Below are 24,191 nucleotides of genomic sequence, written 5' to 3' on the forward strand. Positions count from 1 at the left end.
GTAACCACTTGGAAATATAGGTAATTATTATCACTACGCGAACATGACCCGGCATCATTTCGGCATGGCAACGTGCCGGTAAGGCAATCATTTCAAAGCACAATTTTGACATTTTGTGGCATCCCCATGCCCTTTCATCCCGTCCTTGGGGCTGCAAGAACACGCTTCGGCTCGCTGTCATGTCTGTGGCTTAAAGAGCGCACAGACTGCATCAATAAGGATTTTAGCGGTTGAAGCCCGCCTCACCTGCGACGCGCAGCAGGTCGGCCAGCGACTTGGCACCGAGACGATCCATCAGACGCGCCCTGTGCGCCTCAACCGTACGCGGGCTGAGTTTCAGTTGCAGGGCGATCGTTTTGTTGGTACCGCCCGCCAGCAATCCGTCCAGTACCTGACGCTCGCGCTCGCTTAGCTCGGACAGCCTGTCCTGCACGCTGTTATCGGTCACGCTCTCGGGGACCGGCGGTGTTTTGTGGCGCACCTTGGAAACTGCTGTGCGGATCGCTTCGGTCACGATGCGCGGGCCGGTATTCACGGACAGGACATCGCTCGCCCCCATCCGCATCAACCGCACAATCGCTTCCAGCGGATAGGCCTGCATCCCCGTCACCAACCACGGCACTTCACGCGCCGACAGGTTCAGCTCTTCCAGAATATCGAACAGGCGTTGCGGCTCGGCGGGAGCTTGAAAAATCACAGCCCCCGGTTGCAGGTCGCGCGAGACGGCCACAAAGGTCGCAGGTTCGTCAAATTGTAGCAACCGAACCTGATCTTGCAGCAGGGCCGCGCGTTGTTCCTCGAAACCGTGCAGGTCGGGACCACCGATACGCACCCAATAGGCCCGCTGCTCGACCCTGTGACGGACGGGGCGGAACATGCCGCCAATGCGGCCCCCGTCACTGGCACCGGGGTCGATAGGAAACACATAGAGCGCCACCGCCTGATACTGTTCCGAAGGGACAGCCAGCCCCAGTGTCACCTGTGCCATACCACCGGCGCGGACCCGGTCGGGAATGGCCAGAGCCAGTTCGCGTTCTTCGGGCAGGATGGCGGCGCACCATTCGTGCCACGCCACCGGCTGCCCCTCCAGCCCCGGTCCCCAGTCCTGTCCTGTTTGAGAATCCAGAGTCCGGATCGCGTCCTCAGCGACACCCATGGTCCAGATCACATCGTGACGGCCCGGCACCAGATCGAACGGCGGTCGCATGGCCTCCCAGCCGTTGTGCCAATCGTCAATCTCCAGCCCCGATCCGGCCCAGGCACTGATCCGGCCTTCGGAATCGAATATCGGGCTGAACCGGAGCCGATGGACCAAGGCTCGGCCATCAGCCGCTTTGAGCGGCATGTGCAGGGCAAAACCTCTGCGGTCGTGCCGATGGTCGGCAAAGGCACCGACAAGACGGGCCGTATCGTGCGTATCCAGTATGTCGGACCAGCAGACCTTCGCGTCGGGGGCCTGTCCCTGATAGTCAAGCGCCCGCCGGTTGGCCCACACGGGAACCCCCTCGGGGGTACAGCGCCACAACAGGCGCGGCGTCTGGTCCATCAACGTCACCAGAGTTTCCTCGCTGGCGCGCAAGGCCTGCTCGGCCAGCACCCGGCGGGTCTGGGGCAACAGGGTCAACACCTCTATCGGCTTTGTCTCGTCCGCAAAGGTCCAGTTGTGAACCGACCAGTGGCTTTGCGGGTCATCATCATCCGCCTTGTCGGTCAAGGCGATCTCGCATGTGCCAAGGGCAGACTTGCGCAACCAGTCACGCAAGGGGGATATCTTGGGCAGGACCGCGCCGAGAGCCACCTGCCCCATGCCTGGCAAGGCCGCGAAGGCGGCGTTGAAATAGAGATGCTCGTCCTCGCCCCAGATCAGGGCCATCGGCAAGGGCGAGGGCAGGATGAAACGCAGCACGGCCTGAAGCTGGGCCGCCTCGGGATAGGTATCGGGGCGTATATGACGGCTCAGCTCGGTCGCCAGTTCGCGTAAGCCCTGCCTTTGTTGCAGCAGTTCGCGATGCGCCGGATTGACCGGAAGATTGTCCTTCACAGGCGGCCCCTTGCGGGCAGATGGCGCGGGTTTCTGGGACATACGAACACACTGCGGGCCACGCAGCCCTAGGTCAGACGGGCTTTCAACAAGGGTTTGAGAAGGTAGCTGAGGACGCTGCGCTCACCGGACTGAATATCCACCTGCGCCACCATGCCGGGGCGGATCGGTAGACGCTGGCCGTTCTTTTCCAGCCATGCACGGTCGGTACGGATCAGCACGCTGTAATAGGCCATCTTGCCGCGCGGCGTGTCCTCTTCCAGCGTGTCCTCGCTGATCTGTTCGACGCGGCCCGGCAGGTCGCCATAGATGGTAAAATCATAGGCGCTGATCTTGACGCTGGCGGGCATACCCTCACGGATGAAGGCGACATCGCGCGGCTGCACGCGGGCCTCGACCAGAAGCTGGTCATCCACGGGGGTCAGTTGCATGATCGGCTCGCCCGGCTGGATCACACCGCCGCGCGTAGTGACGAGTATCTCGTTGACGCGGGCGCGCACGGGGGCGGTCAGGCGTGTGCGCTGTAACTGGTCGCGGCGCTGGTTGAGGATTTCCGACTCGGCCGCCAGTTCGGCTTTCTTCGTCGCCAGTTCGGCATAGGCTTCCTGCATATAGGTGTTACGCACCTCGGTCTGGCGACCGGTCAGGGCGGCAATATCCTTGCCCAGACGCAAGCCCTCGACCTCGCTGACCACGCCGCGTTGGGCCAAGGGCGTGACGATGTTGAGCTGGCGCTGGGCATAATCGGTTTCGGACGACAGGGCGGCCAAGGTCGCATTCAGGTTCTGGCGACGCGCGCGGAACAGGGCCTGTTCGGAGGCGATCACCGGATCACCCGCAGGGATGGCATCGGGGAAGGTGATGGCTGTCGAGCCTAGAACCTCGGCCTCCAGACGCGCAATCGCCGCCGTCAGAGCCTTGACCTGCGAGGCGGTTTCCTGCGTGGCCGTAGTGAAGCGGGTATCGTCCAACTGGGCCAGAGGCTGACCGGCATCGACCACCTCACCTTCACGCACCAGCAGTTCAGACAGGATGCCGCCCTCAAGGCTCTGGATCACCTGAACGCGGCTATTGGGGACCACCTTGCCCTCGCCGCGGGCCACCTCGTCCACCTTGGCCCATGCGGCCCAGATGATGAAAACAATCACCACCCCGACACAGGCCCATAGGATGGGGCGCGCCAGAGGATGGGCCTCGCCCTCTCGGGTATCGGCCAGGGCGCAGCGGATCTGGCGTTCTATTCTGCGATCAGACATTGGCCACCTTGCGCAAGCCGGACAGGGCCGTAACCGGTGCTGTGGCCGCCGCTATTCCGTCGCCCACCACCCTGCCATTCGACAGGGCGATGACACGATGGGTCAAGGCAAAGACCGTGCGGCGATGGGTGGCGATAACCACTGTGCGACCTTCCAGCCAGCCGGACAGATACTGGATCAGACGCCGTTCGTTGTTCTGGTCATAGGCCGCAGTCGGCTCGTCCATGAGAACAATACGCGGGTCTTGCAGGATCAGGCGGGCGATGGCGATGGCCTGACGCTGACCGCCGGAGACACTGCCGCGCCCGACCAGTGGCAGGTCCAGACCTTGCGGATGGGCGCGCACATATCCGCCCAGTCCTACAGCGTCGAGCGCCGCGATCAGATCATCATCACTGTGCCGACCTCCATCCAGTGTCAGGTTCTCGCGCAAGGTGCCATGGAACAGGGCCGCATCCTGCGGCAGGAAGCCGATGGCATGGCGGCGGTCCGCCGGTTCGATCTGGAGCAGGCTAATATCGTCCAGAAGCACACTGCCCGCCGTGGCATCACCGAGACCCGACAACAGGCGCAGCAGGGTAGACTTGCCCGCCCCATTGCCGCCGATCAGGGCCACCCGCTCGCCCGCCCTGATTTCAAGCCTGGGCAGGTTCAGCACCGGCGGGGCATCCGGCGACAAACGTACCTCGACGCCCTGTAGCTGATAGTGACCGGTCAGGTCGGGCTTACGCGTAAACTGGCGGTCTTGCGGGCGCTCGGTCGGGGCCTCCATCAACTGGTCCAGCCCTTCCAGCGCCACCTTCACATGCTGCCAGCGCGACATGATGCCGGTAAACTGTGCCGTCGGCGACACCGCCCGCGATACCAGCAGCGAACAGGCCACCAAGGCCCCCATGGTCATATGGCCCGCCGCGATCTGGTGGACGCCAATGACCACCGCCCCGACATAGGTCAGTTGCTGGACTGACGAGCCCAGCGATGAAATGGCCATGGACAGGTTGCGGTTCTTCAGTCCGCTATCGGCCAACTGGTTCGACAGCATTTCCCACAGGCGCAGGTTGCGACCTTCGCCACGCGCGGCTTTCAGGCCTTCGAGATTGTCGACAGTTTCCAGCAGCAGGCCGTGCTTGACCGCCCCTTCGCGCAGATTGGCCCGCGACAGCTCGGCCATCTTGCCCTGTAGCAGCAGGGCCGGAACCAGCATAATGATCACGCCGACCAGAGGCGCGATGGCCACAGGCCCACCCAGAATGGCGATGATGGTGATGAAGAAGATGATGAAGGGCGCGTCGCTGATGGCGGCAACGGTCGAGGCGGTAAAGAATTCGCGCACCGTCTCGAACTCTTTGACCTGAGAGGCAAAGGCACCGGTCGAGCCGGGCTTGGCCGACAGGCGCACCGACATCACCTGCTCGAACAGGCGGGAGGACAGCTTGTGGTCCAGCGTCTTTCCGGTGGCCTCCAACAGGTGCGAACGCAAGGTGCGCAGCAACAGCTCGGCCAGAATGGCGACCACAACCCCCGTGGTCAGCACCCACAGGGTCGGAAAATTGGAGGTCGGCACCACCCGGTCATAGACCTGCATGACAAACAGCGAAGAGGCGACCGCCAGAAGGTTGGCAAAGATGGCCGCCGCTCCGACCTCGACAAAGGCGGGCCACGCCTCGGCCACCGTCGATTTCAGCCAGTGACGTTTCTTGGGCCGGGCATAGCCCTCGGCGCGGCTATCGCCATCATAGACGGGGCGGGCAAACACCATGTCGCCCGCATAGGCCGCCCGCAGTTTCTCCATGGAAACTTTCTGCGCTCCACCATGGGTGAAGGGGCTGAGCACCACCGCCACATCGTCCTCGCGGGCGGCAAACACCAGACAGCGGCCATTGCGCAAAAGGATCAGAGTCGGGAACAGATCGTCTGGTACATCGTCCAGCGGCAGCGGCACGACCCGCGCCGACAGGCCCGCCCGACGCATGGCACGGCGAACCTGATCCAGCGGCAGACGGCCATTATCCAGCGGCAGACCATCGCCCAGCATGGCCGCCGAGGCGGTAACGCCCAGTTCAGCAGCCAGAAGGCTGAGGCCTTCTCTGAGTGGATCAACCTCTGGGGGGAGAGGGCGGGACATGACTAGTGCGCTACCGTCCCGCCGCCAGCCACAAAGCTGTCGGCCAACTGCCCCAGTTGCGCCGCCGCCCTATACTGGTTGCGAAGACGCTCGACCGTCAGTTCCAGTATCTGGCGCTCGGCCTCGAAATATTCGCTCTCCATGACGATTAGGTCCTGAATGTCGCGGCGTCCGACAATGAACTGTTCGGCATAGGCGGTGCGAACCGCGCCCGACTGGGTGACCTGATCGGACAGGGCCGCAATCCGGTCTTCGAGCGCGCGGTCGTTGACGACGAGAGAACTGAGGGTGCGTTTCAGATCACGCGCAGCGCCATCGGCCCCGAGGCGGGCGGCATCGCGGCGGGCGGCTTCGAGGCGCGGGCGCTGGAAGGTGCTAAACCCTTGCTGGGTGTTCATGCGCAAGCGAAGGCCGATGGCGCTGTCATCCACCAGACGCCCGCCGATCTCGCGACGCATGACGGAGCCTTCGAGAACCAGACGCGGATAACGGGCGGCTTGTGACTCGCGGAATGTGGCATCGGCGGCCTCGGCTTCCAGCACCGAACGGCGATAAAGCGGCGAGGCGACAATCGACTGTTCCAGTGCCGCTGGTGCGCGTAGCGGGATCAAAAAAGTGGTGGGTTGCGGCAGGCGCACACTGCCTGCCTCACGCCCGACCAGCACAGTGAACATTTGCTCGGCTTCGGCCAGTTCACCGTTCAGACGCGCACGCAGGGCCGACGCCGTCGAGACGGCCAGATTGGCCCGCCCCAACTCGGCCTGATCGGAAAAGCGGCCCGCCACACGTTCCTGCGCCATGTTCTGCAAACGGCCAAGGCGTTCCAGATGGTCATGGATCAGGGCCAGTTGAGCGCGACCCCCGGCAATATCCAGCCACTGCTCGGTGACCTGAAGCGCCACATCGTCACGGGTGATCGCCATCTGCGTCTGCTGGCGCGAGGTCAGGGCATCGGTACGGTCCACATTCGAGCGCACCTGCCCCCAGTCATAAAGGGTCTGGGAAACAGTCACGTCATAACCGACGCCCGAGGATTCCGGCCCTGCCGAGGCATTAATGGCGGGAAGATAGCCGTTGCGGGCGATACTACCCTCGACCTCGGCGACCTCGATTTCGGCGCGGGCCATGCGCACATCGGGGTCGCGTATCAGGGCTTCGCGGACGGCAGCGGCCAGTTCGGTATCATCGGCGGCTTGCGGAGCCTGTGCGGAGGACGCCACAACCTGCGCGGCAGAAACCGCCTGACTGGAAGATAATATCAGCATCAGAGCCGCAGTCGAAACGCCGGCAACATTCCGTATCTTCCAGTTCATGGGGCCCCCTTGAACGCACCACTAGGATTGATTCGAATACATTGAATAACACTGAAATCTCAATTTTCGGTTTGCAGCTTAACTTTGCTGAACAGCTAGGGTTCCCCTGTGGCGGGAAATAAAAAAGGCCGCCGGAACCCTCCGGCGACCTAGAATGCCTGTTACTTCAGTGGCGTTTATCCTGCGCCCTTATAGGCCGGAAGCAGGTGGCCAAGACGTGCGCCCATCTCTGCGCCCAAGGCCTGAAGCCCGTTCAGCGGACGCACCATGACCTCGAAATCGACGATTTTTCCGTCATCATCGAAACGGATCATGTCGATACCCTTCAGAGATTTACCGCCGACATCGGCGCTGAATTCCAGAATGATGCTGCTGCGGTCATCGCCCGCAAAACTGCGGTGATAGGTAAAGTTCTCGAACACCTGAATGACCGTGGACAGCACCAGCTTTACCGCTGGTGCCGAGGCATAGCCCTTAAAGGCCATGGGCGAGCGGAACACGGCGTCGGGATGCAGGATGGCATCCAGCTCGTCCATGTTCTTTTCCTCGACCAGCCGGTGCCAGCGGTTGAGGCTTTCCAGCGCCTTGGGATTCAGCATGGTTTCGGTTGTCAGCATATTAGGGCCTCCCTTCCCTTCAAGCGTCAAATTTGAGCTGCTAAGCGTGTGCCCTGATTGATGGCGAGTTTGGCATCCAGTTCGGCGGCGACATCGGCCCCGCCGATCAGGTGAACCGTCATACCGGCATCCAACAGGGATTGTTGCAGGTCGCGGTTCGGTTCCTGTCCGGCACAGATCACCACCGTATCGGCAGGGACGACTTGCGCCTCGCCGTTCAAGGTGATGTGCAGACCGTCATCGTCGATGCGCTCATAGGTGACGCCGGGGATCATGTTGACGCCCTTGGCCACCAGCCCCGCGCGGTGAATCCAGCCGGTCGTCTTGCCAAGGCCCGCCCCGACCTTGGAAGTCTTGCGTTGTAGCAATGTAACCTGTCGGGCGGGTGGATGCGGTTGCGGGGTGGTCAGGCCACCGGCGGTTTCATAGTCCTGATCAACGCCCCATTCCTCGAAGAACAGGTCGATATCCTGAGACGGGCTGACGCCCTCGTGGACCAGATATTCGGCCACGTCGAAACCGATGCCGCCCGCACCGATAATGGCGACCTTTTCGCCGACCGACTTCTTGTCGCGCAGCACGTCCAGATAGGTGAGGACATTGGCGCGATCCTCGCCCTCGATGCACGGTTTGCGCGGATTGATGCCGGTGGCCAGAACCACTTCGTCAAAGCCCTTGAGGTCGTCGGCTGTGGCGCGGGTGTTCAGGCGAAGATCGACGCCGGTGCGCTCTACATGGCCGGTGAAATAGCGCAGGGTCTCGTAAAATTCTTCTTTGCCCGGCACCTGTTTGGCGATGTTGAACTGGCCGCCGATTTTGTCATCGACCTCGAACAAAGTGACCTTGTGGCCGCGCTCGGCCGCCGTGGTGGCAAAGGCGAGGCCGGCCGGTCCGGCCCCGACCACGGCCAGCGCTTTGGGTGCTGGCGTGGGCGTAATGACGATCTCGGTTTCGTGGCAGGCGCGCGGGTTCACGAGGCAGGACGTGATCTGCAAGGAGAAGGTGTGGTCCAGACACGCCTGATTACAGCCGATGCAGGTATTGATGTCCTGTGGGCGACCCTCGCGGGCTTTCTTGACGAACTGGCTGTCGGCAAGGAAGGGCCGCGCCATGGAGATCATGTCGGCCTGACCATCGGCCAGCACCTGTTCGGCCACTTCGGGCGTATTGATGCGGTTGGTAGCTACCAGCGGGATGCTGACCTTGCCCATCAGGTTTTGCGTTACCCATGCAAACGCGGCGCGGGGCACCTTGGTGGCGATGGTGGGGATGCGGGCCTCGTGCCAGCCGATACCGGTATTGATGATGGTGGCCCCTGCGGCCTCGATGGCACGGGCCAGCTGGATGACCTCGTCCAGCGTCGAGCCGCCTTCGACCAGATCCAGCATGGACAGGCGGTAGATGATGATGAAGTTCGCGCCGACCGCCTCGCGCACACGGCGCACAATCTCCAGCGGGAAGCGAATGCGGTTCTCGTAGGAGCCGCCCCATTCATCGTCGCGCTGGTTGGTGCGGGCGGCGATGAACTCGTTGATCAGATAGCCTTCGGAGCCCATGATTTCGACACCGTCATAACCCGCATACTGGGCCAGACGCGCCGAGTTTACGAAGTCGGCAATGGTCTGTTCGACCTCTTCGCCCGACAGGGGGTGCGGCACGAACGGGTTGATCGGGGCCTTGATCGCAGAAGGCCCGACCAGTTCCGACGAATAGGCATAGCGGCCAAAATGCAGAATCTGCATGGCGATCTTGCCGTCGTGATCGTGAACAGCCTTGGTGACGATCTTGTGGTGACCGGCTTCTTCCTCGGTGGTCATTTTGGAAGCACCCGGCCACGGGGCCGCGCGGGCATTGGGGGCGATGCCGCCCGTCACAATCAGGCCCACACCACCGGCAGCACGCTCGGCATAGAAGGCGGCCATGCGGTTGAAACCGTCCGGTGCTTCTTCAAGGCCGACGTGCATGGAGCCCATCAGCACCCGATTGGCCAAGGTGGTGAAGCCGAGGTCCAGCGGACGGTTCAACAGCGGAAAATGCGACATGCCCATAGCTCTTACCCGTGTCCCCAATGGGGTCTTTCATCGCATCTAGATCATCGCTTTCGATGTTTTGCAACGGGTTGCAAAAACAATTATTCTGCGCTGTTCTCCGGTCTTTAAGAAGCTGCCCCTAGGGAAAATCGCATGTCCCTGCCCCATGCCCTGCTGACCGCATTGATCGAACGCCCGCACTCTTCTGGGCTGGAGCTGGCCCGCCGGTTCGACAAGTCGATCGGGCATTTCTGGCAGGCTTCGCACCAGCAGATTTACCGCGAACTGGGCCGGTTGGAAGCCGATGGCCTGATCGCGTCGGAGGCCGAAACCGAGGCGCGCGGGCGCAAGCGCAACTATCATGTCCTGCCTGCGGGCGAGGCAGCCTTGCGTGACTGGCTAGGCGAGGCCGATGCCAGCGCGCCTTTACGCGATACGCTGATGGTGAAACTGCGGGCCGATGCCGTGCTGGGGCCGGAACGGTCCGACACGCCCGCCTTGATCGCCGCTATCGAGGATCGGCTGACCCAGCACCGCGACAAGCTGGCTCAGTACGAAGCCTTTGCTGTGCGCGACATGGCCCATCCCGATCCCGACCGCGCCGTGCGTATCCGCCAGTTGATCCTGCAAGCCGGTCTCCGCCACGAAAGCGGCTGGGTGGAAACATTGGAACAGGCGCTGGAACTGCTTAAGGTGCCAAACAGTTAAGTCGAGTTCATCGCTTGGGCTAAGCCCGCGAACATGGATCAAGGGGTATGGATATGGCGTTGATGCGCACCAAGATGTTTGCCGTTGCCGGACTTATGGCCGCACTTTTGCCTGTTCAGGCCATGGCCCAGCAGGCTGTGCCGCTCAGCCCAGACCTGCTGCAAAATAGCTGGGTCGTCACCGATTTCGAAGGCAAGCAGATCGACAGCGAACTTCCGACCTTCCGCATGGACGACGACAACAAGATTGTCATTGGCCAGACCCAGTGCGGCAATGACTGGAACGCCGACACCAAGGTGCACTTCCCGCATATCGAAATCACCAATGTCCAGACGGGAGCTTTCGATTGCGGCGCGGCCAGTGATGTGAACCGCTTCCTGCTGGCACTGGAAAAGGCTGACCGTTTCCAGACCTCGGCGGACGGTCTGGAACTGCTGGACAAGGACGGCAAGCGTATCGCACTGATGGTTGCGGGCGGCTAACAACGCCCCGAAACAGACAGATCCAGCGGCTCATATAGCACTGGCAGGGCCACCGTCACCTTTTCTCCTGCCAGTGCCATGATTTCGCGCATGGCCACATCTGTATTTCGCGCATGGCCACATCTGTCCGCTCGACGGCATAGGGCAGGGGCTCAAGGGGCTGATCCAGCGAGCGGCTGAAATCGTCCCAATGCACAGGGATGACCAGCCGTGCCCCGCTGGCCTCTACCGTATCGCGCCAATAGCGGCGGATGTGATCGGGACTTTGCAGCCCCAGTTGGCCTATCGACAGCAGGATGATGTCGGCGGGGTATTGCGACAGGTCGGTATGCGCTTGGCCCGCGCTCGGCACCGCCAGAATACGGCATGATCCGTGGGTGAAATAAAAACCCAGACCGCCGCCGGTCTTATAGTCGGTCGCGCGGGAGGGGACGGTGAAGTCCTCTGTAATCACGCCGCGCATCTTTTCCGGCGGGCCATGGTCCAGCTGGAAAAAGCGCACATTAAAACGCCCGACACGGATATCATCTTCGGGCGACACGACCCGCACCGCATCCACACCTTCTGCCCGTGCAATATTTTGCGTGGAGGCCGTGCCCCATACCTCGCCGCCCGCCTGTTTCACCCATTCGGCGGCATCCATGGCATGGTCATAATGGCTGTGGGTGACCATCACAGCATTCAGTCGCGATACACCTATGTGGGCCCTGACCTTGCGCACGCGATCCGCATCCGGCGTCACGCGCGAAGTCAGCACCCGCCATAGGGACGGACGCGTCACGAAGCCATCGATCACCAATGTCGTTTCACCATCGGCCAGGACCACACCCGATGTGCCGATAAAGCGCATTTTAACCCCGCTGTACGAGGGCTTTGTGCTGACAGGTAGATGGGGCCATTGCTCAAGTGGGGGCCGCAGGTTGAGCGCAAGCACAATCCCAAGAATCAGCAGCACCAGACCCATTGCCAGCCCCGCCAGCATGCGCCGCGCCCAAGTTCGTCTTGCCTGTTTCTTATCTCCCACAAGGCCAATGCTAACATTAATATAAATATCCAACAATGTTACAGACGGAACAAAATACGCACTGCAAGCATCCGGACTGCTTGCGTCAGCGTGCCGCACACTGCATCAGCATAGGTATGACCCAGACTCCGACCACTGTTCGCAATGGCCCCGGCTTTGCCGAATTCGTCTGCCTGATTGCTATCATGATGGCCCTGAATGCACTGGCGATCGACGCCATGCTGCCCGCCCTCCCTGCCATTGGCGCGGATCTCGGTATTGCCAACGAGAACAGTCGCCAGTGGATTATCACCGCCTATCTGCTGGGCTTTGGCGTCACGCAACTGATCTATGGTCCGCTGTCGGACCGGTTTGGACGCAAGCCGGTCCTGCTGACCGGAGTGGGCATCTATGTCGCCTTTTCGGTGGTGGCAGCGTTTTCGCACACCTTCGCCATGTTGCTTCTGGCGCGTATCGGCATGGGAATCGGTGTTGCCGCAACGCGTGTTCTGGCCGTGTCGATTGTGCGTGACCGCTATGAGGGGCGCACCATGGCGCGGGTCATGTCACTGAGCTTTCTGGTGTTTCTGGGCGTGCCTATCCTGGCCCCGACCGTGGGCCAACTGGTTCTGCTGGTCGGGCCATGGCAGTGGATTTTCTGGGTCTTTGCCTTGTTTGGTGGCAGTTTCCTGCTCTGGGCTGCGATACGTCTGCCCGAAACCCTGCACCCCGAAGATCGCCGCGCCATTGAAGCCGGGCCGATTTTCGATGCCTTCCGTCAGGCCCTGACCAACCGGCAGGCCATGGGCTATACGCTGGCCATGACCGCTATAGTTGGCGGGCTGTTCGGCTTTATCAACTCGTCACAGCAGATCTTTTTTGACGTGTTCAAGGCCCCGCACCTGTTCACCACCGTCTTTGCACTGGTGGCGGGCGGGATTGCCATCTCTTCGCTAATAAACTCGCATCTGGTCGAGCGTCTGGGTTCGCGCCTGATCTCGCATACGGCCCTGACGGGCTTTATTGTTTTCAGCTTTATCCATGCCGCGATCGCGCTAGCGGGCCATGACACCATCTGGACCTTCTCGATCCTGCAGGGCTGCAAGATGTTCTGTTTTGGTCTGGTGGCGGGTAATTTCGGCTCGATGGCCATGGAACCGATGGGCCATATTGCCGGTACGGCCTCTTCGACACAGGGCTTTATCTCAACCGTTATCGGGGCGCTGGCCGGCTTTACCATCGGCCAGTTTTTCAACGGCACCACCGTGCCGCTGACCAGCGGCTTTGCAGCACTGTCAATGGTGGCCCTGTTGCTGGTTTTGTGGGCCGAGAAGGGCAAGCTGTTCAAGGCAAGGCACGCCGCACCGGCTCACCATACCTAATCTTGGGCCGCGCCCGCGCGCCACGCTTGATCTTTGGACCAGAAAAGGCGCACTTCGGCAGCATCTGATTTACGGAGCTGCCGATGACCTTCAATCTGGCAGGCAAGGTATCCGCCCTTGCCCTTGCAACCGCTTTGGCCACCAGCCTTGGGGCCTGTGCCACGTCCTCCAGCCTAGTGACGGGTGATTTCACCCCCGGCACACCACCGGTACAGTCAGCCGCACCGGAGACAGCGATGGCCAGCGACTATGTGAACGACGTCCATTCCTATGCACGCCCCGCCGAGGCGCGCGTCACACATGTCGATCTGGACCTGACCGCCGACTTTGCCGCCAAGGTGCTGTCCGGCAAGGTGACACTGGATGTCACGGGCCGCGCGGGGGCGACCGAGGTCGTTCTGGACGCCAAGAACCTCGACATCCGTTCGGTCACCGACACTACGGGCCGCGCCCTGCCCTTCAGGCTGGGTGCCACAGACGCCATCAAGGGTCAGCCGCTGAGCATCACCCTGCCCGCCTTCCGTGGCAGCGAAGCCCAGAAGGTGGTCATCACCTATGCCACCCGTCCCGATGCCGCCGCCCTGCAATGGCTGAGCCCGCAACAGACCGCAGGTGGCCAGAAACCTTATCTGTTCAGTCAGGGCCAAGCGATCCTGACCCGCACCTGGATTCCGACGCAGGACAGCCCCGGTATCCGCCAGACCTACACGGCCCGCATTGTCACCCCCGCCAATCTGCGCGCTGTGATGTCGGCCCAAGACCTGACACCGCAAGGCGAAGATGCCGGTAATGGCAGAAAGGCTTGGCATTTTGGCCTCGACAAGCCGATCCCGCCCTATCTGATCGCACTGGCCGTAGGCGATATCGCCTTTGAAGCCTTTGACGAACGCACGGGCGTGTGGACCGAGCCGAGCCAACTGGAAGCCTCGCACAAGGAGCTGATCCCGACCGCCGAGATGGTCGATGCCGCAGAAGCCCTTTATGGTCCGTACCAGTGGGGCCGCTATGACCTGCTGGTCCTGCCGCCCAGCTTCCCGTTCGGCGGTATGGAAAACCCCATGCTGACCTTTGCGACCCCCACCATCATTGCCGGTGACCGTTCGCTGGTCTCGCTGGTGGCGCATGAGCTGGCGCATAGCTGGTCAGGCAATCTCGTGACCAATGCGACATGGGACGACTTCTGGCTCAACGAAGGCTTCACCTCCTATTTCGAGAACCGCATCATGGAGTCCGTCTACGGACATGATGCCGCCGTTCAGGAACAGGTTCTGGCTTGGACCGGCCTTCAGGAAGAGCTGGCCAGCCTCGATCCGGCGGACACCCGCCTGAAGCTGGAACTTGAAGGCCGTGATCCCGACGAAGGCATGAACACCATCGCCTATGACAAGGGCGCGGCCTTCCTGCGCACCATCGAACGCATCGCAGGCCGTGAAAAGTTCGACACATGGATGCGTGGTTATTTCGAGCGCAATGCGTGGCGTCCGATGACCACAGAGCGTTTCTTGGAGGACATCCGCACCCATCTGATCAAGGGTGATGCGGCGATGGAAAGCGCTCTGATGATGGATCAGTGGATCTATCAGCCGGGCCTGCCATCCAATGCCGTGGCTCCGGTCTCGAATGCCTTTACGGTGGTCGATGCTGCTGCGAACACCTTCTATGGTGACAAAGGTCCGGCCAGCGCCGTGCCGTGGGCCAACTGGAACACCCAGCAGCGCCAGCATTTCCTGTCATGGCGTCCAAAGGACGGGGCCAAGACATGGCTGACCGAGGCGCAACTGGCCGATCTGCAATCGACCCTGAACCTCAATGCCGAGGGTAATGCCGAGGTGAAGTTCGCATGGTTGCAGGTGGCGCTGGCCCATCGCTATCAGCCCGCCGTACAGACGGCCGATGACTTCCTCAGCCATATGGGCCGCCGCAAATTCGTGCTGCCCTTGTTCCAGACCTTATGGGATCAGGGTGAATGGGGGCAAAGCGTTGCCAAGCGCATCTATGCCAAGACGCGCCCTCTCTATCACCCCGTCACGACCAGCTCGGTCGATGCTGTGGTGGGCCATACTTAAGGACGGCACCGCTTAAAATAAAAAGCCGCCCTTCACATGAGGGGCGGCTTTTTTTTACAGATGGCAGCCGGTCAGTCGCTGAGCGCACCATCCCGCGCCGCACTGATAACGCAGTCCTGAAGCCCGCGCAGATAGTGGCTGGGCATTTCATTGGCGCTGGCGTCCAGTGTGTCCTTGATCGCCACAAAGGTTTCGACCGGCACCGGATCGGGACCGTCCGGGTCGGGCAGACGGGTCTGCCAATATTCCTCAATCAGGATCACCGGGGCCTCGGCGTCCTGCCCGCGTGCCGACAACCGTTCCATCAGCAACTCCATATGTGCAGCACATACAACGGCTTCGCGAAGAGACGGTGTGATCGTGTCCAGAACAGCCGCCGCAATAACCGGAGGGCGCACACGCACAGGCGGGGCCGGTGGTGCAGGCTGAGGAGCAGGTCGCTCGGAAATACCAGGCGGCGTAGAGGGCACTCTATGGGTCACGGGCGGTTTCGCCCTTACCACCGGCGGTGTGCGGACGACAGTCTGTGCAGTAGGATTTAGCCCCGCCAGCAACAGCAAGGTCAAAGCCGCGATCATCACTCGAACCTTTCGTCCCGGGGGTCAGGTTGCCCAACAGATATGAATGCACCGACAGAAGCGTTTCGCTCCCCTCATGCCATATCCACGCCTGATCGAGAGTCGGTTATGTCCGGTTTTGTTCCCGTTCGCGCCACAATCTGTTCCCGCGTGGCTTGGGAGACACGACTGTACGCCCTTAGTCGGCAAGCGGTATTCTATCGCGATGAGGGATGGGCCAAAAGTCGAGTTTCTCGCCCTTATGACGGGCCTTTGTTGCGGGCGCGGCTGTCATCGGTTAAGCCCCGCGCAGAGAATTCGCTGCGCGCCATCCAGATATGGGCGCAGCAAGGTGTTGGAGCACGCATAGAATGGCTGAACTCGCCCCCGGTCTTGTGACCATCTTCGGTGGCTCGGGCTTTGTCGGCACCCAGGTGGCTCGTGCCATGGCCCGTCGCGGCTGGCGCGTCCGTATCGCCGTGCGAAAGCCTGCGCTAGCCTATGAACTGCGTATGACCGGCGATGTCGGTCAGGTGCAATTGTCGCGTTGCGACATCAATAATCCCGAGGATGTCGCCATGGCCCTCAAAGGGGCAGATGTCGCGATCAATCTGGTCGGTATCCTGTTCGAGACGGGCGGTCGCAAATTCCAGGCCATGCACGTTGATGGTGCCCGTAATATTGCGCAGGCTGCCACGGCAGCCGGTGTGAAGCAATTGGTCCATGTCTCGGCCATCGGTGCCGATGCGGACTCAAAGGCCTTGTATGCCCGCACCAAGGGCGAGGGCGAGGCCGCTGTGCGCGCAGCCTTCCCGAACGCCATCGTGGTGCGTCCTTCGGTGATTTTCGGCAGCGAGGACGGTTTCCTGAACCGCTTTGCCAACATGGCCGCCCGTATGCCGGTCATGCCGCTGGTGGCCGGTGAAACTCGCATGCAGCCGGTCCATGTGACCGATGTGGCCGAGGCCATCAGCCGTCTGGCCACCGATAACCGCTATGGCGGTGAAACCTTCGAACTGGGCGGCCCCGCCGTCTGGACGATGAAGGAAATCATCGACTATGTGCTGAGTGAAACCGGTCGTGACCGTCTGGTCCTGCCGCTGCCATCCGTGGCCGCACGCGCCATTGCCAGCCTCGCCCAGATTCCAGCAGTTGTAGGCCTGACGCCTGCCCTGACGGTCGATCAGGTCAAGCTGTTGGACAATGACAATGTAGTGGCTGACGGTGCCAAGGGCTTTGCCGATCTGGGCATGGAGCCGACCGGCATGAAGGCTGTCGCCGAGGGCTATCTGTGGCGCTATCGCGATGGCGGCCAATACGCGGCCCAGATCGCCGGATAAGGCTATCTTGCAGACACAAAAAAGGGGCTCCCGACGGAGCCCCTTTTCTTTTGCGACTAGAAACCGCCGGTCAGGGCCAGACCGATCAGGCCCACGACACCGACAATGATCCGCCACCATGCAAACGGGGCAAAGCCGCGGCGCGATACAAAGTCGAGCAACAGTTTCACCACGGCCAAGCCCGCAATAAAGGCCGAAACAAAACCTATCACGATCAGGCCCATATCGTCGAAATTCAGGTTCGCGCGATTCTTGAACAGGTCATAGAAGACTGCTGCCCCCATAGTCGGCAGAGCCAGAAAGAAGCTGAACTCGGCCGCCGAACGCTTGTCGGTCCCCAAGAGCAGGCCACCGGCAATGGTTGCGCCCGAGCGCGAAACGCCGGGAATCATGGCCAGGCACTGGAACAGGCCGATCAGGAAATAGATGCGGATCGGATATTTGTCGGCATCCAGATAGACAGGCATTTTTTTCATGCGATCCAGCCACAAAAGCAGGAAGCCGCCAATGATCAGAGCCACACAGATGACCACTGGTGTCTCGAACAAAACCTGTTTGATGAACCCGTAGGCCGCAAAGCCGATCACTACAGCGGGCAAGAAGGCCACCAGAAGACCGATAATAAAACGGCGCGCCTCGGGATCGAACGGCCAGCGCGTTGCCAGATGCCACAGCTTTTTGAAATACAGGCTGATGATCGCCAAAAGCGCGCCCAGCTGGATGACAATTTCAAATGTCTTGCCCGTGCTTTCAAAGCCGAGGAAATGCCCCAGCAACAGCAAATGCCCCGTCGAGGACACCGGAATAAATTCCGTCAAACCCTCGACAATCCCCATCAGGATCGCAATCAGCCAATCTGCCATCTGTCCTCGCCGAAAATGAGCTTGGCATCCTTGTCGCCAAACCTGTTAAACCACACTGTCTTAGTCCCCTGCGGCCCTGGCCGCCATTGGCGAAAAACAGCTTTTGCGCGACAACAGCAAAATGACACAGCCTACAACCGACCTCGCCGCCACCAATCGTCACATCACCACCCTTAGTGTGGGCGTTGCTGTTGCACTGGTGATCCTCAAGGCCTTTGCCTATGGCGCATCGGGGTCGGTATCCATTTTGGCCAGCTTGACCGATTCGGCGCTGGACCTTGTGGCCTCGATCGGCACTTTTTTTGCCGTGCGTTGGGCCGCGGCTGCGCCCGATGCCGAGCATCGTTATGGTCGCGGCAAGGCTGAAAGCCTATCCGCTCTGGTCCAGTCCGGACTGGTCATGGCCTCGGCGGTCTTTATCGGTCTGGAAGCGATCCGTCATATCTTCAAGCCTGAGCCGGTCGGCGGGGGCGTCTGGGGCATAGGCGTGATGGTCGTCTCCATTGCGCTGACAGGGTGGCTCATCTGGAAACAGTCGCGCGCCATCAAGGCTTCGGGTTCGCTGGCCGTGGCCGGAGATCGCGCCCACTATTCCGCCGACCTTGCTGCCAATGTGGTGGTTCTGATCGGGATTATTTCCGGCAGCCTGCTGAATGCGCCCGGGCTGGATGCGGCCGCAGGTCTGGTGGTGGCGGTCTGGCTGGGCTGGGGCGCGCTGGGTCTTCTCAAGACAACGACAAAGCATTTGCTCGATGCGGCCGCCCCCGATGACGACCTCAACGGTATTACAGCCGCTGTGCTGGACGATGCGCGTATCCGTAATGTGCACCAGTTGCGGACCCGCATTTCCGGCAACATCCTGATGGCACAGATGCATGTCGATCTGGATGCCTCGCTCAGTCTGGCCGAGGCCCACGCTATTGTGGATGCGGCCGAAAAACGCGTTCTGGCCCGCTATCCCCATGCCGACATCATCATCCATGCCGATCCGGCCCCGGCGGTAGCACAGGCTGTGGAAGACATTGCCGCACCGGCCAGTGGTCCGTGGGGCTAGGGGGCGGCGATTCCGCGCACGAAGAAGCTTCGGTTTTCCGTTGAAATTTTTGTGCGATACCGCTTTCAGTAAACGCACTCTTAACGCGCGGTGTGCATTGAGTGGGACAAATGTCCGCACCCGCCATTCTCTATCATTTCGCCTTCCATCCCGCCTCGCGTGCGGCGCGTCTGGCGCTGGGCGAAGCCAAGATTGAATGGGCCGAAGAGCCTGTGCGTCCGTGGGATGAGAACTGTCCGCTGTTCGAGCTGAATGCATCGGGTATGCCGCCGGTTCTGGCGGTGGTGGAACGCGGTAAACCGCTGAACCTGTGCGAGCTGGACGCCATTCTGGGCTGGATCGAGGATCGTGCCAAAGGCGACGTCCTGTTGCCATCCGATGTGTTCGAACGTGCCGAGGCCCGCCGTTTGACCACATGGTTTACCCGACGTTTTTCGGATGATGTGGATTCCATCCTGCTGCACGAGCGCGTGGAAAAGCCGCTCTTGCGTCTTGGTCCGCCCGATGCGCGCCAACTTCGCGAAGGTCGCGAGGCACTGAAACAGCATCTGGCCATGCTGGAAGAGCTGGCCTCGACGCGCGAATGGCTGGCGGGGCGTCGCCTTAGTCAGGCCGACCTTGTGGCCGCAGGCCATATCTCGGCGCTGGACTATTTTGGCGAGATGCCGTGGGGCGTCATCCCCTCGCTCAAGCTGTGGTATTCCAAGATCAAGTCGCGACCCTGTTTCCGTGCGCTTTTGTCGGACCGCCTGCCGGGGGTTTCCCCTGCCAGTTGGTATACCGATCTGGATTTCTGACACCTGTCAGGGCTAAAGGGCGGATATGGCCGCCGATCCTAGAGACTTTATCCGCAAACGCGCCGCTGAACTGGGGTTCGGCGTGTGCCGCTTTGCCGATGTCCGCGAGGCATGGCCCGCCAGCGAGCGACTGGAACAGTTTGTCGAGGCCGAGCGCCATGGCGATATGGAGTGGATGCAGACCACGCTGGAACGCCGCCGCCACCCGAACGGCATGTGGGACGAAGCCGTCAGCGCCATAGTTCTGGGCATGAACTATGGGCCCGACCATGATCCACGCCCCGAACTGGAACAGGCTTCGGACGGCTATATTTCGGTCTATGCGCGCGGAGATGATTATCACGAGATCATCAAGGGCCGCCTGAAAATACTGGCCGGACAGATTGCCGCCCGCCTAGGTCAGGATGTGAAGGTATTTGTCGATACCGCGCCCCTGATGGAAAAACCGCTGGCCGAGCGGGCCGGTATGGGCTGGCAGGGCAAGCACACTAATTTGGTCAGTCGCGATCTGGGCAGCTGGTTCTTTATCGGCACGATCCTGACCACCGCCAAGCTGGAGCCGGATGCGCAAGGCAAGGAAAGCTGTGGCTCGTGCCGTAGCTGTCTGGATGCCTGCCCGACCAAGGCTTTTCCGGCCCCGTTCCAGATCGATGCAAGGCGCTGCCTGTCCTATCTGACCATCGAATATGGTGGTCTGTGGCCGCAAGAATTCCGCACGGCGACGGGTAACCGCATCTATGGCTGTGATGACTGTCTGGCCGCCTGTCCGTGGAACAAGTTCGCGCAGGCCGCATCCGAGACACGACTGCAGGCGCGCGAGCATTTCATCACGCCCAAGCTGGCTGATCTTCTGGTGCTGGATGATGCGGCGTTCCGAGCCCTGTTTACCAAGAGCCCTGTCAAGCGGATCGGGCGTAACCGCTTTATCCGCAACGTCCTGCATGCGGCGGGTAATTCGGGCGATGCGGCTCTGGTGCCGCTGGTGGAACGTCTGGTCGATGATGCGGATATAGTAGTGCGTGGCACCGCCATCTGGGCACTGAAGGCACTGTCCCCCGCACGTTTTACAGCGCTCAAAAAAGAAAAGCTCCCGACCGAGCCGGAGGCTGCGGTCAGGAGCGAATGGCTGGACTAAAGATCCGTTAGCCGTTGGCGGGTGCGCCACCCTTATGGCCGCCCGGCACGTCGGCGACGTTCAGCACCTGAAGGCGGAACACCAGCACTGAATGGGCCGGAATAGGCCCTGCCTGATTTTCACCGTAACCCAGTTCCGGCGGCACATAGAGATACCACTCGTCACCGGGGCGCATCAGTTGCAGGGCCTCGGTCCAGCCCTTCACCACCTGATCGGGGGCGAAGACGGCGGGCGAACCGCGACCGAACGAGCTATCGAACACCGTGCCGTCCGTCAGCGTGCCTTCATAATGGACGCTGACCAGATCATTGCTGTCCGGCGACTTGCCGTCCGCCGGACCCGAGGTGACGATCTTGTACTGCAGTCCCGACGGCAGGGATTTGACACCCTCGACCTTGCTGTTCTCGATCAGGAATTCCTGTGCCGCCTTTTTGGCGGCCTCGGCATCCGCGCCGGAGACATTTTCCGAACGACCACAGGCCGCCAGAGCCAGTGCCGCGATCATGGCAATACTTGCGGGCTTAGCCCATGCGAAGTTCATAACCCTTGTCCTTCAAGGCTTGGCCGATGTCCTCGGCGTGACGGGCGTCGCGGGTTTCGACCATGATGTCGAACTCGGCCCCCTTGGCCGGCACGTCTAGCGCAAGACGGTTGTGGACCACATCAATAATATTGCCGCCAAGACCGCCGATCACTGCCGCCATAGCCGACAACATGCCCGGGCGGTCATCACCGAGGATGCGGTAAACAATCAGGCGTTTCTCGCGCACCATTTCGCGGTTCAGTACTACGGCCAGCATCCGCGCATCGATATTGCCGCCGGTCAACTCGATCCCGATCTTCATACCCTTGAAGCGTTCGGGATTGGCTAGAATGGCGGCAAGGCCACCGGCCCCTGCACCTTCTGCGACTGTCTTTTCCAGCGTCGCCAAAAGAGCCACGCCCTTTTCGAAATCCGCTTCCTCGCAGACGAACACCTCGTCGATCAAAGGATCGGCCAGCGCAAACGGAATGTCGCCCACGGCCTTGATGGCAATGCCCTCGGCAATGGTCTGGCCGGTGCAGACCGGCGGCTTGCCCGCGCGCCGCGCGGTGAAGGATGGATAGCGGGCGGCCTCGACACCGAAAATCTTGATATCGGGCTTCAGGCCCTTGGCCGCGATAGCGCTACCCGCAATCAGACCGCCGCCACCGATCGGAATAATCAGGGCATCCAGTTCCGGCACGTCCTCTACGAACTCCAGACCACAGACCCCCTGTCCCGCGACAATGCCTTCATCGTCAAAGGCGGAGACAAAGATAAAACCCTTCTCTTCGCGCAGACGGTGAGCCTCCTCGGTCGAGGCCGAGAAGTCGAGGCCGTGGATGACCACATTGGCACCGTGGGCGCGCGTGCCATCCACCTTCACGAAGGGGGTGCCCTCGGGCATGACGATGGTGACCGGCACACCGAGACGGCCACCATGATAGGCCAGAGCCTGGGCGTGGTTGCCGGCAGAAGCGGCCACCACACCACGCTTGCGCTCTTCGGGCGTCAGCTGCAACAGACGGTTAAGCGCCCCGCGCTCTTTGAACGAGCCTGTAAAATGCAGGTTGTCGAACTTGATCCAGATATCGACACCGGTCAGTTGCGACAAACGACGCGAATAGCGAACAGGTGTGCGGTCGACCTGACCGGCAATGCGCTGTTGAGCCTCACGAATATCTTCAAAGCGGACTGTCATATGAGAACGCGGGCTTCCTCTTATATTGTTATCCGGCCACTGAATTTGCCGGTGCTATTTTGAGCTGTTGTGAACCACCGCAAGCTTGCGGACAAGCTTGACACTGCGTCATCATACAGGTCATCCCATAGGGATATTCCTTGGATCACCCCCCTGCGAACGAGGTTCCCATGTCGCGCACAGCCTTCCAAGTCGCCCGCAAATCCCTGACGGTTTCGGCCATGCTCGGAGCTGTCGCTCTTGCAGCCTGTTCGACTGTGCCCATGGGGAGCGGACCGGCACCTGTGGCTTCGGGCGCTTTTGACCGTGCCGATTTTGTCTGGTCCAGTGCGCAGGGCCGGGGGGGTATTCAGGGGCAGGTGACCTCGACACAAGACGGTGCGGCCTTTTCCTGTGTCGGCTCGGTTGGCCTGACGCCCGCCACCCCCTATACGGATGCCCGCTTCCAGACCCTGTACGGATCCAACTCCCGCGCCCAGCTTCCTGCCGATGTGGTGCGCGCCCGCACCGTGCCGGACACCAGTGCCGACTATCGGGACTTCGTGCGTTCGACCGCCTGCGAGAATAACCGCTTCGGCTTCAGCAATCTTCCGGACGGTCGCTGGTATGTGATTGCGCCGGTGCGTGCCGGTCAGGGACCGGTCACTGTGTTGATGCAGCAGGTGCATATCCGCAACGGTCGTACAATCAACCTGTCGTTGTAAGCGTCCGATATCGCACTTGTGTGTCCGTGGACACATGACGATCATTTCACGGACATTGTTTGGCCGCACCGGTCCGCTGACTTGAAATATAGTCAGTATGGATCGGGAGCGTGCCTGTTATGTCCCAACACAATATCATCGGTTCCGAGGCCTTTAGCGGCACACGGTATATCATCGTCCGCAATGTCCGCACGGGAATCGGCCGCCGTCGTCGCCGCACAGGCATAGTGATGTTGAGCGTTGCGATACTGGCTCTACTGTTGGGGGCTTTGGTTGCAGTCTTCGCACTGGCTCCGCTGCTGATGGACAATGCCGCAGCGCGCGAAGCTCCGACTGCCGCAACCGATGCGGGCAAACAGTCGCCCCTGCGGCTGCAACCGGTCGAAACCGGGGAAGCCACGGCAGCGGCGACCGCCACCAACTGACAGTTCAGCCCTAGTTGAGGGCCTGACGTTTGATCTTGTCTTCAAGATTGCGGATGCGGCGATCCATGTCGGCAACCTGTTCTTTGAGGCGGGCGGCCTCGGACTGCATATCGACCGGCGTACCGTCCTCGTAATGCAGCTGGGCCCCCTTTTCGATCAGGTCCAGACGATAAAACGCCGTGACACGCGCGGCGCGAAAGCGTTCAAGTTCGGAATGGTCGCTCATCAGATCGCTGCCGTCACAATGATTTCAACGCGATAATCTGGGGTCGCCAGCTTGGCCTCACCCGTCGCACGGGCCGGTGGATTGGCTGTATCGACCCACGCATCCCAGACCTTATTCATAGTTTCGAAGTCGGCCATGTCGGCCATCCAGATTGTCGCCATCAAGATTTTGGACTTGTCGCTGCCAGCCTCGGCCAGCAAGGATTCGATTTCGGCAAGCGCCGTGCGCGTCTGGTCCGCCACATCCTCGTGGGGTTCGCCGACCTGACCGGCCAGATAGACAACGCCATTATGGACAACGGCCTGACTCATACGGGCGTCAGGCTGAATGCGTTTGATCATGG

The 24,191-nt window shown here is 61.1% G+C and carries 23 protein-coding genes; 10 read left to right on the forward strand and 13 right to left on the reverse strand.

Annotation, left to right across the window (positions count from 1 at the left end):
- Positions 1–223: 223 nt before the first annotated feature.
- The 6 genes from WEU32_RS14040 to WEU32_RS14065 form a co-directional block, all read right to left on the reverse strand.
- Positions 224–2,083 (reverse strand): LuxR C-terminal-related transcriptional regulator, encoded by a 1,860-nt coding sequence (locus WEU32_RS14040; protein ID WP_406852326.1) that lies wholly within the window; start codon positions 2,081–2,083, stop codon positions 224–226.
- A 26-nt stretch (positions 2,084–2,109) separates the two neighbouring features.
- Entirely contained in the window at positions 2,110–3,297 is a 1,188-nt protein-coding gene (locus tag WEU32_RS14045) for an HlyD family efflux transporter periplasmic adaptor subunit (RefSeq protein ID WP_406852327.1), read from the reverse strand.
- Positions 3,290–5,422 (reverse strand): type I secretion system permease/ATPase, encoded by a 2,133-nt coding sequence (locus tag WEU32_RS14050; RefSeq protein WP_406852328.1) that lies wholly within the window; start codon positions 5,420–5,422, stop codon positions 3,290–3,292. Before WEU32_RS14050 ends, WEU32_RS14045 begins: the two co-directional genes overlap by 8 nt.
- Before the next feature lie 2 nt (positions 5,423–5,424).
- A complete protein-coding gene (locus tag WEU32_RS14055) occupies positions 5,425–6,735 on the reverse strand; it encodes a TolC family protein (protein WP_406852329.1) in 1,311 nt (436 codons plus the stop codon).
- A gap of 176 nt (positions 6,736–6,911) precedes the next feature.
- On the reverse strand, positions 6,912–7,352 hold the full coding sequence (locus WEU32_RS14060; protein WP_406852330.1) for a nuclear transport factor 2 family protein: 441 nt from the start codon (positions 7,350–7,352) through the stop codon (positions 6,912–6,914).
- Between the two features lie 26 nt (positions 7,353–7,378).
- The gene (locus WEU32_RS14065) at positions 7,379–9,394 is read right to left on the reverse strand and encodes an FAD-dependent oxidoreductase (RefSeq protein ID WP_406852331.1); all 2,016 of its coding nucleotides are present in this window, start codon (positions 9,392–9,394) and stop codon (positions 7,379–7,381) included.
- A gap of 141 nt (positions 9,395–9,535) precedes the next feature.
- On the opposite strand from WEU32_RS14065, the gene WEU32_RS14070 reads away from it, so the two are divergent.
- Both WEU32_RS14070 and WEU32_RS14075 read left to right on the forward strand, forming a co-directional pair.
- On the forward strand, positions 9,536–10,090 hold the full coding sequence (locus WEU32_RS14070; protein ID WP_406852332.1) for a PadR family transcriptional regulator: 555 nt from the start codon (positions 9,536–9,538) through the stop codon (positions 10,088–10,090).
- Between the two features lie 53 nt (positions 10,091–10,143).
- Positions 10,144–10,572 carry an META domain-containing protein gene (locus WEU32_RS14075; RefSeq protein WP_406852333.1) on the forward strand — a complete coding sequence of 143 codons (429 nt, stop codon included), beginning with the start codon at positions 10,144–10,146 and terminating at the stop codon, positions 10,570–10,572.
- Positions 10,573–10,627: 55 nt separating this feature from the next.
- Here WEU32_RS14075 and WEU32_RS14080 read toward each other — a convergent pair whose 3' ends face one another.
- On the reverse strand, positions 10,628–11,554 hold the full coding sequence (locus WEU32_RS14080) for an MBL fold metallo-hydrolase (protein WP_406852334.1): 927 nt from the start codon (positions 11,552–11,554) through the stop codon (positions 10,628–10,630).
- A gap of 158 nt (positions 11,555–11,712) precedes the next feature.
- Here WEU32_RS14080 and WEU32_RS14085 point away from each other — a divergent pair, with 158 nt between their 5' ends.
- On the forward strand, positions 11,713–12,957 hold the full coding sequence (locus tag WEU32_RS14085) for a multidrug effflux MFS transporter (protein WP_406852335.1): 1,245 nt from the start codon (positions 11,713–11,715) through the stop codon (positions 12,955–12,957).
- Positions 12,958–13,040: 83 nt separating this feature from the next.
- Positions 13,041–15,023 (forward strand): M1 family metallopeptidase, encoded by a 1,983-nt coding sequence (locus tag WEU32_RS14090; protein ID WP_406852336.1) that lies wholly within the window; start codon positions 13,041–13,043, stop codon positions 15,021–15,023.
- A gap of 71 nt (positions 15,024–15,094) precedes the next feature.
- On the opposite strand, the gene WEU32_RS14095 is transcribed toward WEU32_RS14090, so the two are convergent.
- On the reverse strand, positions 15,095–15,604 hold the full coding sequence (locus tag WEU32_RS14095) for a hypothetical protein (RefSeq protein ID WP_406852337.1): 510 nt from the start codon (positions 15,602–15,604) through the stop codon (positions 15,095–15,097).
- 347 nt (positions 15,605–15,951) lie between these two features.
- On the opposite strand from WEU32_RS14095, the gene WEU32_RS14100 reads away from it, so the two are divergent.
- Complete coding sequence (locus tag WEU32_RS14100; RefSeq protein WP_406852338.1) at positions 15,952–16,920, forward strand: complex I NDUFA9 subunit family protein; 969 nt, start codon at positions 15,952–15,954, stop codon at positions 16,918–16,920.
- Between the two features lie 56 nt (positions 16,921–16,976).
- On the opposite strand, the gene WEU32_RS14105 is transcribed toward WEU32_RS14100, so the two are convergent.
- The gene (locus WEU32_RS14105) at positions 16,977–17,783 is read right to left on the reverse strand and encodes an undecaprenyl-diphosphate phosphatase (protein WP_312138261.1); all 807 of its coding nucleotides are present in this window, start codon (positions 17,781–17,783) and stop codon (positions 16,977–16,979) included.
- Between the two features lie 121 nt (positions 17,784–17,904).
- On the opposite strand from WEU32_RS14105, the gene WEU32_RS14110 reads away from it, so the two are divergent.
- From WEU32_RS14110 to queG, 3 genes are all read left to right on the forward strand, one after another.
- Positions 17,905–18,837, forward strand: a complete 933-nt coding sequence (locus WEU32_RS14110; RefSeq protein ID WP_406852339.1) for a cation diffusion facilitator family transporter — start codon at positions 17,905–17,907, stop codon at positions 18,835–18,837.
- Positions 18,838–18,947: 110 nt separating this feature from the next.
- A complete protein-coding gene (locus WEU32_RS14115; protein ID WP_406852340.1) occupies positions 18,948–19,634 on the forward strand; it encodes a glutathione S-transferase family protein in 687 nt (228 codons plus the stop codon).
- Between the two features lie 25 nt (positions 19,635–19,659).
- Positions 19,660–20,769 (forward strand): tRNA epoxyqueuosine(34) reductase QueG, encoded by a 1,110-nt coding sequence (queG, locus tag WEU32_RS14120; RefSeq protein WP_406852341.1) that lies wholly within the window; start codon positions 19,660–19,662, stop codon positions 20,767–20,769.
- Positions 20,770–20,776: 7 nt separating this feature from the next.
- On the opposite strand, the gene WEU32_RS14125 is transcribed toward queG, so the two are convergent.
- Both WEU32_RS14125 and WEU32_RS14130 read right to left on the reverse strand, forming a co-directional pair.
- A complete protein-coding gene (locus WEU32_RS14125) occupies positions 20,777–21,310 on the reverse strand; it encodes an FKBP-type peptidyl-prolyl cis-trans isomerase (RefSeq protein ID WP_406852342.1) in 534 nt (177 codons plus the stop codon).
- Positions 21,291–22,493, reverse strand: a complete 1,203-nt coding sequence (locus WEU32_RS14130) for a threonine ammonia-lyase (RefSeq protein WP_406852343.1) — start codon at positions 22,491–22,493, stop codon at positions 21,291–21,293. Before WEU32_RS14130 ends, WEU32_RS14125 begins: the two co-directional genes overlap by 20 nt.
- 170 nt (positions 22,494–22,663) lie before the next feature.
- On the opposite strand from WEU32_RS14130, the gene WEU32_RS14135 reads away from it, so the two are divergent.
- Together WEU32_RS14135 and WEU32_RS14140 are read left to right on the forward strand one after the other, a co-directional pair.
- Positions 22,664–23,197, forward strand: a complete 534-nt coding sequence (locus WEU32_RS14135; RefSeq protein WP_406852344.1) for a hypothetical protein — start codon at positions 22,664–22,666, stop codon at positions 23,195–23,197.
- Between the two features lie 119 nt (positions 23,198–23,316).
- Positions 23,317–23,622: a hypothetical protein gene (locus tag WEU32_RS14140; RefSeq protein WP_406852345.1), complete on the forward strand. Its 306-nt coding sequence runs from the start codon at positions 23,317–23,319 to the stop codon at positions 23,620–23,622.
- A gap of 10 nt (positions 23,623–23,632) precedes the next feature.
- Here WEU32_RS14140 and WEU32_RS14145 read toward each other — a convergent pair whose 3' ends face one another.
- Together WEU32_RS14145 and WEU32_RS14150 are read right to left on the reverse strand one after the other, a co-directional pair.
- Positions 23,633–23,848, reverse strand: a complete 216-nt coding sequence (locus WEU32_RS14145; protein ID WP_406852346.1) for a hypothetical protein — start codon at positions 23,846–23,848, stop codon at positions 23,633–23,635.
- Positions 23,848–24,189, reverse strand: coding sequence for a RidA family protein (locus WEU32_RS14150; protein ID WP_406852347.1), 342 nt, complete (start codon positions 24,187–24,189; stop codon positions 23,848–23,850). Before WEU32_RS14150 ends, WEU32_RS14145 begins: the two co-directional genes overlap by 1 nt.
- Positions 24,190–24,191: the final 2 nt, after the last annotated feature.

This window comes from Brevundimonas sp. BH3, from assembly GCF_045345115.1.
Taxonomy (GTDB): Bacteria; Pseudomonadota; Alphaproteobacteria; order Caulobacterales; family Caulobacteraceae; genus Brevundimonas.